Annotated in this window: 11 protein-coding genes and 1 pseudogene; 5 read left to right on the top strand and 7 right to left on the bottom strand. The window is 67.6% G+C overall.

Translation table 11 applies throughout. From position 1 onward, the window contains the following. The first annotated feature begins 208 nt into the window (after window positions 1–208). Window positions 209–2221, top strand: a complete 2013-nt coding sequence (locus Amac_RS31950) for a cellulase family glycosylhydrolase (RefSeq protein ID WP_155358140.1) — start codon at window positions 209–211, stop codon at window positions 2219–2221. Window positions 2222–2388: 167 nt separating this feature from the next. Here Amac_RS31950 and Amac_RS31945 read toward each other — a convergent pair whose 3' ends face one another. After that, a complete protein-coding gene (locus Amac_RS31945) occupies window positions 2389–2742 on the bottom strand; it encodes a hypothetical protein (RefSeq protein ID WP_155358139.1) in 354 nt (117 codons plus the stop codon). A gap of 53 nt (window positions 2743–2795) precedes the next feature. Here Amac_RS31945 and Amac_RS31940 point away from each other — a divergent pair, with 53 nt between their 5' ends. Then, window positions 2796–3818: a ketopantoate reductase family protein gene (locus tag Amac_RS31940; RefSeq protein ID WP_155358138.1), complete on the top strand. Its 1023-nt coding sequence runs from the start codon at window positions 2796–2798 to the stop codon at window positions 3816–3818. Window positions 3819–3923: 105 nt separating this feature from the next. Here Amac_RS31940 and Amac_RS31935 read toward each other — a convergent pair whose 3' ends face one another. Next, window positions 3924–4466, bottom strand: coding sequence for a DUF3455 domain-containing protein (locus tag Amac_RS31935; protein ID WP_155358137.1), 543 nt, complete (start codon window positions 4464–4466; stop codon window positions 3924–3926). Between the two features lie 337 nt (window positions 4467–4803). On the opposite strand from Amac_RS31935, the gene Amac_RS31930 reads away from it, so the two are divergent. Further along, window positions 4804–5847 (top strand): alpha/beta hydrolase, encoded by a 1044-nt coding sequence (locus Amac_RS31930; protein ID WP_155358136.1) that lies wholly within the window; start codon window positions 4804–4806, stop codon window positions 5845–5847. A gap of 115 nt (window positions 5848–5962) precedes the next feature. On the opposite strand, the gene Amac_RS31925 is transcribed toward Amac_RS31930, so the two are convergent. Both Amac_RS31925 and Amac_RS31920 read right to left on the bottom strand, forming a co-directional pair. Further along, on the bottom strand, window positions 5963–6955 hold the full coding sequence (locus Amac_RS31925; protein WP_155358135.1) for a tyrosine-type recombinase/integrase: 993 nt from the start codon (window positions 6953–6955) through the stop codon (window positions 5963–5965). Beyond that, window positions 6952–7122, bottom strand: a complete 171-nt coding sequence (locus tag Amac_RS31920; protein WP_218041417.1) for a site-specific integrase — start codon at window positions 7120–7122, stop codon at window positions 6952–6954. The genes Amac_RS31925 and Amac_RS31920 overlap by 4 nt, the downstream gene beginning before the upstream one ends. 730 nt (window positions 7123–7852) lie before the next feature. Between Amac_RS31920 and ltrA the strand changes: the two genes are divergently transcribed. Next, window positions 7853–9217: a group II intron reverse transcriptase/maturase gene (gene ltrA / locus Amac_RS31915; RefSeq protein WP_218041416.1), complete on the top strand. Its 1365-nt coding sequence runs from the start codon at window positions 7853–7855 to the stop codon at window positions 9215–9217. Here the strand turns inward: ltrA and Amac_RS31910 are convergent. Then, window positions 9198–10058, bottom strand: coding sequence for a tyrosine-type recombinase/integrase (locus Amac_RS31910; RefSeq protein ID WP_155358133.1), 861 nt, complete (start codon window positions 10056–10058; stop codon window positions 9198–9200). The two genes, ltrA and Amac_RS31910, sit on opposite strands and share 20 nt — an antisense overlap. Further along, window positions 10055–11296 carry a tyrosine-type recombinase/integrase gene (locus Amac_RS31905; protein WP_155358132.1) on the bottom strand — a complete coding sequence of 414 codons (1242 nt, stop codon included), beginning with the start codon at window positions 11294–11296 and terminating at the stop codon, window positions 10055–10057. The genes Amac_RS31910 and Amac_RS31905 overlap by 4 nt, the downstream gene beginning before the upstream one ends. A gap of 130 nt (window positions 11297–11426) precedes the next feature. Here Amac_RS31905 and Amac_RS31900 point away from each other — a divergent pair. Then, a pseudogene (locus tag Amac_RS31900) lies at window positions 11427–12461 on the top strand (IS701 family transposase); the annotation flags it as partial. Between the two features lie 111 nt (window positions 12462–12572). Here the strand turns inward: Amac_RS31900 and Amac_RS55430 are convergent. After that, window positions 12573–12784, bottom strand: a 212-nt coding sequence (locus Amac_RS55430) for a hypothetical protein (protein ID WP_218041414.1), incomplete at its 5' end; no start/stop codon positions are given.

Genomic DNA, 12784 nt, shown 5'->3' with positions numbered 1-12784 from the left:
AATATTGCAACGCAGTGACACTTTTGTAGGCATGTGACCGAAATACATGGATCGGTCCGAATTGGTGGGTATTGGGCAGTAAGTGGCGGGGGTTACCTGCGGGAACGGCCTAGGCGAAAGCCGGGCGGACTGGTTGGATCTTCTCGGGGCTTGCCGATGAAACGCGTCAGCCAGTAGACATGAATACTTCTCGCGTTACGGGAGCACCATGAGGACGACCCCCGCCTTTCGCGCCGCCCGCGCGGGAACGATCGTGCTGGCGTTGCTGCTGCTGGCCGGGGTGGCTCTGGACCCTTCCAAAGTGGTGGATCTGTCCTCCTATCCGGGCAGCTACCGGCTGGGGTCCATGCTTATCTACCTGCCCTTATGGCTGGCCGGATTCGCCGCCGGATGCATCATCCTCCTGCGCCGCAAGTCCGGATTTTTCGTGACATTGGGTGTTCTGGTGTTATCGGCGATGGTCGCCCGGTTCGCTGCTTCGCTGGTGAGCGTGATCGGCACGGTGCCCGCCTGGTCGACAGTCCGGTTCGTGGCCTGGTCGACGGGGTTCACCGGGGTCTACGCGGGCCTGCTCGGCTGGCCTGCCGCCATCCCCGCGTGGCTGATCCTGCGCCGCGAGAAGCCCGGCCCCGCTACCAGGCCGGTGCCTGAACTGACGGTCATGGCCGCGTTTGCCGGGGTCGGCGGCCTGCTGCTGCTCAGCCGCGCCTGGTGGACCCACTCCCCCCTCGGGTACGCCTTCGGCGACGGCTGGTGGTTCATCGCCCCCACCGCCGAGGCCGGAGTCGTCGGCGGGCTGGCCGGCCTGGGCGTGTTCCTGGCGGTCGTGCACGTGGCCGCCCCCCGGCTGGCCCGAGGCCAGAGCAGGTTGCCGACGTTCGTCGGCGGCTGGCTGGCCTGCGTCTGCGGCGGCCTCGGCCTGGGCGCGGCCCAGAGCCTGCTCGCCCTGTTCGCCTCCGACCCGGTCGACGACCTGGGCTCCGACCTGTGGGCGATCCCCGCGGCCCTGCTCCGGCTCTCCCTCGGCGTCTCGTACGGCGCGACGATCGGCCTGGTCGCCGCCATCGCCCTGATCGCCCTTCCCGCGTCCCTGCGCGCCCCCCGGATGATCAAACCAGCCGTCGCCACGATGGCCCTGCTCAGCCTGCTCACGGTCGACCCGCTGCCATCGCCGCTCCCCGTCGCGGCCACCACCACGGCGGACGAACTCCCCCGGCTGTCGGTGTCCGCGCCCGCGATCGTGGACGGCCGGGGCCGCCAGGTCCTACTGCGCGGTGCCAATGTGGAACTCCCGCTGACCAGGGACGACTTCCGGGACCTCGCCGAGCAGGGCGCCAACGTCGCCCGCCTGGGCATCTCCTGGTCGCGGCTGGAACCCACCCCCGGCGTCTGGGACACCGGCTATCTGGCCAGGATCAGGGAGGCGGTCGGCTGGGCCGAGGCGCACGACCTCTACACCGTGCTCAACCTGCGCCAGGACCGCGCCCCCACCGGCCTGTACGCGACCTGGGGACGGCTGGCCGCCGAGTTCGCGAGCGCGTCGGCCGTGGCCGGGTTCGACCTGATGGACGAACCGGCCACCGGGGAACAACCCCCGCTGACCTCGTCATTGCTGCTCGGCCGGGACTACGCCGAGGCCATCACAGCGATCAGGGCCGCCGAGCGCGCGGCCCGCGGCTTCGCCCACCTGATCTTCTTCCAGCCCAGCGTGCTCTGGGCCGAACTGGGCTTCGACGCCGCCCCGCCGCCCGGCTTCAGCGCCGATCCGAACCTGGTGTTCGCGCCCCACCCGCCCACGCGCTCCACCCTGGTCTCGGCCCGGCGGGGACTCGCCCAGGCCGCGCGCATGGCCTCGCGGTACGACGCCGCCCTGTGGATCGGCGAGTGGTCGAGCGAGCCGAGCGGCTACGCCTCCGCGGAGGACGAAGGCCTGGTCGGAGGCGCTTTCCGGGTCGGCTACAGACCCGCCGTGCTGTCCCGGGCCTATCCCCGGGCCACGCCGGGACGGCTGACCGCGCTCTGGTCCGGCACCGAACGCCGCGGCCTGCGCCTGGCGGGAACCGGCGGCAACGGCCGCTGCGACCTGGACGTCTGGGTTCCCGGGGCGGAACGGCCCGCGATCGCGTCCACCGGCATCTCCAGCGTCGCCTCCCGCAGGGTTCCCGGCGGCTGGCGGATCTCCGGCTGCCCGTCGGGCGACTACCGGCTGGAGTTGGTGTAGGTCAGGCCGTCTTGGTGACCAGGATCGCGATGCCCAGCAGGATGGCGACGGGGATCAGCCACATGACGACCTCGACCGCGAACTCCTTGTACATAACGTTCCTTTCCGTAAGCAGGGCGAAGTTTTCCGTTCGCCAGCATATTTAGGTAGACCGAAATTGCCCACTTCTAGAGGGGCACGAGCGCGTACGCAACCTGCCCAGAGCCGAGCGCGCCCGCCTCGTAACCCACCGCGACCAGCACTCTCCGCCGTACCCCAGCAGTATGGATCCACTCTCCGCCAACAGGTTGATGGAACGTCCGCCCATCCGGCAACTCCACTGCCACCTCTTCGTAACCGATCTGCACCCGGAACCCAATGGGTTCTTGCGTCACAGCCCCAGGCGCAGGATCCAGCCCGAGTTCCATCGCGAGCGACGGCATCATGACAGGCCCACGAGGATCCGGAGTCTCCAGCAGAAGCACTGCCTCCTCATCACTGGAACCAGCCGCGCGAGCCACGATCGCCGTCACGTAGAGCATGATTCCGGAGGCTACCCGAGGGCCCGCGATACGCGGCCTGAAAGGATCGATATATGCGCTTCATCATCATCGGAGCCGGGGCGATCGGCGGGACCATCGGCGGGCGACTGTTCGAGAGCGGCCATGACGTCGTGCTGACGGCCCGCGGCGCCCACTACTCCGCATTGCGCGACGGCGGGCTCCGTTTCGTCACCCCCGACCGCTCCGCGACTCTCCCCATCCCCGCCGCCCAAGGCCCGCAAGACGTCGAACTGACCCCCGAGGACGTACTCCTTCTAGCCGTGAAAACCCAGGACACGACGGCCGCCCTGGACCTGTGGTCAGGCGCGCCGGTGCGCGGCGGCGGCACCGCAGCCGAGCGGCTCCCGATCATCTGCGCCCAGAACGCCGTCGAAAACGAACGCGCCGCACTCCGCCACTTCGCCCGCGTGTACGGCATGCTCGTCTGGCTCCCCGCCCTCCACCTGGACCCGGGCACCGTGGCCGCGTACGGCGCACCCCTCTCCGGCATGCTGCCCCTCGGACGTTATCCCCAGGGTGTGGACGAATTCTCCGAACAGGTAGCCGAAGCCCTGAACAAGAGCGTCTTCACCAGCTGGCCCGACCCCGACATCATGCGCTGGAAATACTCCAAACTCCTCGGCAACCTCGGCAACTCCATCGAAGCCCTGTGCGGCCCCGGCCCCGGCCGCGAAACAGTGATGACACAAGCGGTAGCCGAAGGCCGCGCAGCCCTGAACGCGGCCGGAATCAGCTACGCAACCCCTCAGGAGGAACAAAACAAACGCGGCAATCGAGCCGACCTGGTCGCCATCGACGGCATGCCCCGCCTAGGCGGCTCCTCCTGGCAAAGCCTCGCCAAGGCCAGCGGCACAATCGAAGCCGACTTCATCAACGGGGAGATCGCGCTACTCGGCCGCCTACACGGCATCCCGACCCCGGCCAACGTCGTCCTGCAGCGGGAGGCCAACCGCTTCGCCCGGGAACGTCGGGAACCGGGTTCGATGCCGATCGAGACTCTGAGCGACTTGATCGAGGCCGCCGGAGCTGGCGCCACCTCCGAACAGCGGGCGTGATCACGCCATGGAGGAACCGCTCGGGGCCTTACCGACTGGTGCGGAACTTCAGCGTGGGAGGGCGCTGCTGCCCGGGACCGGCGGTCCCGGGCAGCAGCGGTTGGTCTACTGCTTGACCCAGAACGTGTAGTCCGCCGAGTACCGCACGCCGAGCTGGGTACCCTCGGTGCACGGGCCGGTCGGGGCCAGACCACCGCGGGTGTTGAGCCGTTGGATGAAGGTCACGCCACCCAGGTCGCTGTCCAGGCCGCCGCTGTTCGAGGCAGCGTGGAGCAACAGCTGCGGTATCGCCTTCTGCTTGGGGTCGGGAACGGCTTTGTCAACTGCGCCGACGACCGAAGATCCGTCAGAGAGGTCGGTCCACGTCGGACCGCCGTTGTGGATCACCTTGGATCTGCCGTGGTTGTCGGTGAGATTCGCTGCTGGTTGCTTGAAGGTGAACGTCCCGTTCGTGCACGTGTAGATCTGTACGCCCACGGCCTTGAGTACGGCGATGCGCTTGTTGCCCGCCGGCACCTTGATGTCATCCGGAATGTTGTTCTGGTTTGCGGCCTGTGGTGTGCCGCTCGACGTGGAAGCGGCGGCCGTGGCACTTCCCCCGAGCGCCAACGCAGTTACAGCGAGAGCTAGCGTTAACTTCTTTTTCATGCGTCAACCTTCTCCCATATGACCTGGCGAATTTGGCAGGCCACAGCTTAAACGGCTCTAGGAGAGAAGGGGTTCACTATGTGTAATTTTCCACGAATGGGGCAAGACGACCTCAACAGTGATCACTTTCGTGGGGCAGGCCAGTTCGATGGTGAACGCAGTAGGCCCTGCAACGACCGACCCGACGGAACGCTTCACGATCCCCTGTGGGCGTAGAGCGACATTCCATCGATCGGAACCCGCTGTACACGCTCCTTTGCGTACCGTTTCCGTATCCGTTGGGGGAAACGCCCAAATAACGCTTTACGGGGACTCGGTGGCGCTCTAGTTTCAGTCCGTGGACGTGGAGCGTCGTGAGGCCGCTGAGCGGTACGACAGCGCGCTCCCTGAGGGTGTCAATGTCATGCGGGTGTGGACTCCCCGCGATCCGGACTCACTGCGCAAACGTCTTGGGGACGATGGTCTCGCGGTGTGGGCCGAGGATGACGTGTTGCATGTGGTGTGGCGGGGGGCCGCGCGGCGGGTTGAGTTGATCGGTGGTGTTCGGCCGCGGCTCTGGCTGGTGGAAGGGACCGACGATCTGTGGGAGACCTCACTTCGGATCCGCCGGTTGGATGAGGCGGTTATCGACATCGTCCCGTGTGTCGGGGGGAGCCGTACCGCCATGGATGAGGTGCGCTGGCATGGGCCGGAGGCGGTTGAGCCTCGGCCGGTCGCGCAGGCCCTGGTCGGTACGGTGGAGCGGCATGAGGTGGAGTTCGCGGGGCGGCCCCGGGCCATTACCCTCTATCGGCCGCCGATCGGTGGCGGTCTGGTGCCGGCGTGCTGTGTGGCGGATGGCGGGTCGGTGGGTCTCTTCGCGCGAACGGTCGAACCGGCGATCCTGGCTGGGAAGTTTCCGCCGGTCGTACTGGTGGGGATCGATAGCGATCATGGAGCCGGGGCATATCCGGACCCGCGAGCGCGAGAATATCTGCCCGACGCGGACCCGGATCGATTCGCGGCGCATCTGGCGTTCGTGGTCGACGAGGTCATTCCCTGGGCGGAGGAGCGGTTTCCGGCCTCGGGGCACTGGATGAGCGGCGGTTACTCCAACGGCGCGGTGTGGGCGCTGACCGCAGCACAGCGGCGGCCCGACGTATTCACCGGGGTGGCCGCGCTGAGTCCCGGCATCCCGCCGCCCGCCGAGGTGCACACGCTGGGCCGCCATTACCTCGGCGCGGGCACGCTGGAACCGGGCTTCCGCTCGGCCTCCGCTGAATGGGCCAGGCGGCTGGCCGGGATCGGCGGGCGAGTACGCCACGAGGAGTGGATCGGCGGCCACGACCACTACTGGTGGACCCAGCGTTTTCCGACCGCTCTGGAATGGCTGCTGGCATAGGAGTCAAACCACTGCCGAACGCCAACGATCCGCGTTATGACGAGCGCGCGGTAATGCCGATGACAGGGGCTGGAGCTGGGGAGACGTTACCTGCTCGCGGTGTTGTGTGGCGGGGTCAGAGTTGGTCGAGGAAGGCCAGGAGGGTGTCTGGGGCCTGGTAGCGGCCGGGAGTGGTGCTCGGTGGGGTGGTCCGGGCAAGGGCTTTCTCCTTGAGGGCCATGTCGGCGTGTAGGTAGATGCGGGTGGTGGTGGGGCTCTCGTGGCCGAGCCAGAGAGCGATGACGGTGATGTCGACACCGGCGTGGAGGAGTTCCATCGCGGCTGTGTGCCGCAGCGTGTGTGGTGTCACGGTCTTGGCCTGTAGAGATGGGCAGCTTTCGGCGGCAGCGGCGACGTGTTTCTTGATCAGGCGTTCAACGGCGTCGTGCGACAACGCGCCTCCGGGTCGGGTGCAGAACAGCGGATCGGTGTCGGCTGCCGGTCGGCGCTCGTCGAGCCAGCCGGACAGGATCTGCTTGGTGTGGGTGGTGAGTGGAGTGCACCGGTCTTTGCGGCCTTTGCCGCGGCAGTAGACGTGGGCCGCGGTGCCGAGATGAAGCGCGGCGATGGTGAGGCCGGTGAGTTCGCAGACCCTGAGCCCGGTCTGGGCGGCCAGGACGAGGAGGGCGTGGTCGCGGCGTCCGTGCCAGGTGGTGCGGTCGGGGGCGGTGAGCAGGGCGTCGAGTTCGGTGCGGGACAGGTAGGTCACGATGGTCGTGGTGGTGCGTTTGGTCTGGATGGCCAGGACCCGGCTGATCAGGTTCGCGTGCTGGGGAGCCTGCAGGCTGGCGTAGCGGAACAGTGAGTGGATCGCGGCCAGGCGGGTGTTGCGGCTGGCGGCGCTGTTGCCCCGGTCGGTTTCCAGGTGCTGCAGGAAGTCGCCGATGACGGCGGCGTTCAGGTCGGTGAGGTCCAGGCGAGCGGGCAGTTTGCCGGTGCGGGCGTGGAGGTAGCCGAGCAGCAGTTTGAAGGTGTCGCGGTAAGAGGCGATCGTGTGCGGGCTGGCGCCCTGCTGGGTCATCAGCCTGTCGGTGAAGAACGCCTCCATGATGGGTGCCAGCCCGGTCATGATCGATCCTGGTTGTGGTGTTCCAGCCGCTGCGCGGCCAGGGCGAGCAATTCGGGTGTGGCCTGGAGATACCAGTAGGTCGCCTCGGTCCCGGAGTGACCGAGGAAGGCCGCAAGGACCGGCAGGCGGGCGGCAACGTCGACACCGGAGCGATACCAGCCGATCAAGGTGTTGACCGCGAAAGTGTGGCGCAGGTCGTGAGTGCGCCGTGAGGCGCAGTGGTTCGAGTGGAGGTGAGAGACCTTCGCCGCTGATCTCGTCGCAGCGGGGCGGTGGAGCTGAGGGCAGCCTGAGCCGGGTGATGCCGGGGAGGGCGGGAGCAGCCCTGACAAAGCCGGGACGTGCCAGTACTGCCAGATGGTACGGGTCCGGCAAGCGGGATGGAGAGGAGTACGCGAGGAACCGGCGTGTGACATCCCCTTTATGCGACACCGGCTCGAAACCTGGTGGATCAGGGCCGGGAGCGGCGCGCACCCGTCTGAGTCTGGGCGGGGAACTCCCGCGGTGGTGGGCATGAGCTGCCAGGGAGGCTGCGAGGAAGGACTGCGGCGTACTCGCAGCGAGGCCGCAGGGGCATAGTCGGGCTCCTACTTCATCGAGCGAATCACTGTGAACACGGGAACCGTCTCGGATCTTGCCCTGCCGCCCGTCGCCAGCGGGGTCGGCGGGGCTGGGCGCATCGACCGCCGATCGGTCCGGGACGGGGCGGAGCCGCCGTAGTACTCCGAGCCGGGGAAAGCCCGCGCACATGGGGAAGGGCGGCAGCGGTTTCGAGAAGGGAAGGACGCTGTAATGCCGAAAGACGCGCCCCCGAATGGGGACGCCTGGCCGGATGAGGTCCCGATGGGGCCGCGGCGGCGAGTATCGGAGATGCAGGCCAAGCTTCACCGTTGGGCGGTGGCCGATCCAGGCCGCCGGTTCGATGACTTGTTCAACTTCGTGTACGACCCGGCGACGCTGATCATGGCGTTCGACCGGGTCGCGGGTAACCGGGGCGCCAACACTCCCGGCGTCGATGGCCTGACGGTCGCCGGCGTGGAAGAGCGGCTGGGAGTTCCCGGGTTTCTGGACGATCTGCGGGCTGCTGTGAAGGACGGCTCGTTTCGGCCGTTGCCGGTGCGGGAGCGCAAGATCCCCAAGCCGGGCGGGTCGGGAAAGGTCCGCGTGCTGGGTATTCCTCGCCTTGCGGACCGGGTCGTTCAGGCGGCGCTGAAACTGGTGCTGGAGCCCATCTTCGAGGCCGACTTTGAGCCGGTCTCCTACGGGTTTCGGCCCCGGCGGCGGCCACACGACGCGATCGCTGAGATCCACCACTTCGGCACCCGAGGATACCGCTGGGTACTGGATGCGGACATCGAGGCGGCCTTTGACAACCTGTCACACTCCTTCGCTATGGATCGGGTGCGGGCACGTGTCAAGGACAAGCGAGTGCTGGCGCTGGTCAAGGCGTTCCTCAAGGCCGGGGTGCTGACCGAAGCCGGTGAGTACCAAGACAGCCATACCGGCACGCCACAAGGGGGCATCCTGTCCCCGTTGATCTTCAACATCGCGCTGTCCGCGCTCGATGAGCATGTGATGGCACCGTGGAAGAACGACGGACCGATGTCCACCTCGGGCAAACGCGCCTACCGTCGCTCCAAGAGTCGGCCGACGTGGCGGATCATCCGCTTCGCCGACGACTTCGTGATCTTGGTGCATGGTTCGCGAGAGGACACCCAGGCGTTACGCGAAGACGTCGCCCAGGTGCTGACCCCGATGGGGGTGCGGCTGTCACCAGCCAAGACCCAGGTGGTCCACATGAGCGACGGGTTCGACTTTCTCGGCTTCCGCATCCGGTGGAAACGCAAGAGAGGTACGGACAAGTGGTACGTCTACACCTTCATCGCCGACCGGCCCGTCCGGACGCTGAGGGCGAAGATCCGTACCCTGACACACAAGACATCGCAGTGGGACCTCGCCTCGATTCTGACCCAGCTCGGCCAGATCATGCGGGGCTGGGCCAGCTATTTCAAACACGCCGTGGCCAAACACACCTTCAGCAAGCTGGACGACTTCACCTTCTGGAGACTCGCCCACCTGCTGAGGGCGCGCCACCGCTGGAATTGGGGTCAACTCCGCCGTCATCTGACCGCCGCCACCGGGCGGTGGCGCATCGCGGCGGGCGGCATCGAGTTCTTCCGGATCGAGAGGGTGACAGTCTCCCGCTACACCTACCGGGGCAACAAGATCCCATCCCCATGGCCTACCACGAACCCCGCTTGACGGCAGACGCCGTGGAGAGCCCGTTACCGAGAGATCGGTACGGCGGGTTCGGCGAGCGGTTCGGGGAAACGGGCTGGTGGCAACACCAAAACCGCGCCCCGGGCCGACTCGACATCCTGGGGCGTCGCCGCCCTGCGGGGGTGGGGATCTCGGCCAGGACCAGCAGCTTGGCGAAGCTCTCTTGCAGACCCCTTTGGAGCGGCCGGTGCCCGGTGGCGGTGAGGAAGAAGCTGTCGCAGGCCGGTGAGCGGCAGAGCCGGTCACGCCGTGCGGCGTAACGGGCCAGCATGTGTGCGGTGCTGGAATGGAGCGGGACCCGGCGGGTCTGCTGATTCTTGCCGACCACGGTGATCGTCGCGGTGCTCAGATCGACGTCGGCGCGGTCCAAGGCGAGGGTCTCGCCCAGCCGTAGTCCGCACGCGGTGATCAAGCTGATCACGGCATGGCAGGTGGCCGAGTGCATCGGTGCCGCGATCGTGCCGGCCGCGTGGACGAGCGCGGCGACCTCCTGACCGGTGTAGATATACGGCATCGGCCGATGGGAGCGGGCTGGTAGCAGGCCGGTTGGAGGGATCTCGCAGGTCGGATCGAGCGCGTGCAGGTGGCGGGAGAAGACGCGGACCACGGTGAGTCTGCGACTCCAATGCGCGGGCGAGGCGTTGGTCGGCTCGCTCGCCCAGGCCAGCGCCGCCGACACGGTGATGGTGCGCTGTCCGGCCTGATCGAGCCGATCGGCGAAGGCCAGCAGCATCCGGCCCTCGCCATGCAGTTGGTAGCCCAGCGACCGGCGCATGGCCAGGTAGTCCTCGACGTGGGCCCGCATCGTCATCGGGATCGTCATCGGGCTGCTCCCTGCGGGCAGGGCCGGGCCAGCTCGGCCAGCCGGGCCTGGTCGACCTTGGCGTAGATCGCCGTGGTGCGTTCCTGGGCGTGCCGCAGCAACTGGCCGATTTCCTCCATCGACGCCCCGGAATCCAGCAGGCCGCACGCCACGGCGTGCCGGATCCGGTGCGGTCCGAACCTGGTGACGCCGGCCCTGGCGCAGGCCCGAGTCAGCACCTGAGTGACCGATGAGGTCGCCAACGCGCCGAACGGCGCGACCATCGTCACGAACAACGTGGTGGAGACAGTCTTCGGTCGCGAGTGCAGCAGATAGTCGGCCCACGCCTGGCCGACGTCGCCAGGCAGCGGCAGGACGTCCACCCGCCCGCCTTTGCCGCGGATGCTCACTTGCCCGGCTCGCCAGCCGACGTCGTCCAGCTCCAGCCGCGCGACCTCACCGCCGCGCAACGCCAGCCGCGTCAGCGACAGCACGATCGCGTAGTCCCGACGCCCGACCGCGCTGTCGCGGTCACATGAGGCAAGAACGGCGCGGATGCCCTCACCGCTGGCGGCCCGCGGCACCCCCAACCGCCCGGGATGGGCCCGACCAGCAGGAACCGCGCCCACCAACAGATCGGCAACATACCCGGCCACGTGCAGGAAACGCAGGAACGAACGCAACGCCGGCAGCGTCACCATGTCCGGCGGCATGCCCTCCCGGCGCCGCGCCCACTCCATCACGTAACCGGTGACCCGGCCTGCCGACAGCCCGGTCAGCGGTTCGGCCCTCTTCGAGCCGGGCAGCCACCCCAAGAACACCCTCGCGCACCGCAGATAGTGCTTGATCGTGCTCTCGCTCAGCCCCCGCTCGCCCTCCAGATAACGCCGATACTGCGCGAGCAGAACCTCCTCGAACCCCGCCGGAACACGAGCGGCGGGCTGCGGCGTGGCCTGCACGCTACGCAGATACCTCAACGTCGGGGCCAGCGCCCGCTCCGACACCCCGATCCGGCGACCGGCAGCACGGCGTGCGAGCAGGAACTCCTCAGCCGCGCGCTCGGTGAGATCGGCGGCTGCCATGTCCCGTGCCGACAGCCATCCGCTCAGATCGGCCAGCAGATGAACGTGATCGCGTACCGTATCGAGCGCGTACCCTCCGCCGGCCAGGTAACGGCGCAGCCCATCCGTGAACGGAGCCAGCGGCCCCTCCACCACGATCCGGCCCATGAAAGCCTCCGTCTTGTCGATGACACTCACCGACAAGACGGCACACACCGTCGATCATGACGCCCGAACCGCCAGAAATTATCACGACCATCGCGCAGTGGCACCAAGAGCTACATGCAGCAACACAAGCCCCATCGGCATTACCGCGTGCTCGTCATAAGGCGAGTCCACGGCTGGGGTGAAGCGCCAGTACATGGGGTGCGCGGGCCGGGTCGCCAACGGCGTCAACACCGTTTACGTGTCCTATGTCCGGGACGGGATCGGCCACGCGCTGGTCGGTGCGCGGCAGTGGATACCGCGAGAGCACATCGAGGATCCGGTGAAGTCTCTGGTCATGGGCCTGCCGCTGGACCTGGGGTTTCGTACCAAGGGGCAGCTGGCCATCGACCTGTGCGCGGATACCTACGCCGACGGCCTGGTCTTCGACTTCGTCTGCGGTGATGAGGTCTACGGCGGCTGCACCCGGTTGCGCGAGTTCCTCGAAGGCAGTGGCCAGGCTTATGTGCTGCGGGTCGCCTCAAGTTTCACGCTCATGCCGGTCGCGGGGAGGAAGCTGACCTGCGCGCAGGCGGTGAAGCAGCTGGCCAAGGACAAGAAGGGCAAACGGTGCTGGGAGGTCCGCTCGGCCGGCAAGGGCTCCAAGGGTGAGCGGTGGTATGCCCGGGCGTGGTTCGGCACCGTCTCGCCGCGTCATCACCTGCTGGTCCGCCGCCATCTCAAGACCGGCAAGCTGGCCTTCCACTACTGCTACGTGCCCGAAGGGCGGCTGCTGACCAAGACCAGGCTGATCCGGGCCGCCGGGCTGCGCTGGCCGGTTGAGGAGGATTTCGAGTTCGGCAAGGACTGTTTCGGGCTGGACCAGTGTCAGGCGCGGCTGTTCACCGCGGTCCTGCGCCACATCGTGCTGGTCATGGCCGCCCTGGCCATCTGCGCCGTCACCGCCGCCCGGTTACGGGACCGCACCGATACCCAGGCTCCACCGCCGGTTCGTCCTGACCAGGTCCCTCCCGGCGATCCCGGGCTGATTCCGCTGACGGTCCCGGAGATCAGGCGCCTGCTTGCCGCCGCCCTTCACCCCTTCCATCCACCCGGCCACACCACGCGCTGGCTGAACTGGCGACGCCGCCACCAGGCACGATCTCGCTGGTTCCATCACCGAACCCGCCTAAACCAAGGAAACGCCCTGGTCAGCTAGCAATTGGGGAGGGTCGGGGACTGGCGCGGTCCCACATGGTGCGGCCCGTTTCCAGTCCCCGCCCGTCAAACCGTGCATGCGGTTCTCCCGCACACGGCTTACCGACGTTCTTCACCGTCGGCGTTCGGCCTTCCCGCGCCAGTCCCGAAAGGGCCTGGGCGGAATAACGGTTCCATCGAGGCCGATCAAACCCAGGTGACTCGGCGAGAGCAGCACCTGTTTGATACCCCACCCCCACGAGTGACGCCGGTTGCCCTTCTTGGACAGCCATATCGCCAGTCGCATGAGAGCGAAGTTCCTGATCTGGCCAAGGACGCGGGCGG

This window comes from Acrocarpospora macrocephala (assembly GCF_009687865.1).
GTDB lineage: Bacteria > Actinomycetota > Actinomycetes > Streptosporangiales > Streptosporangiaceae > Acrocarpospora > Acrocarpospora macrocephala.
Note: the sequence above shows the minus strand (reverse complement) of the source record. Positions and strands in the feature narration are given on the sequence as shown.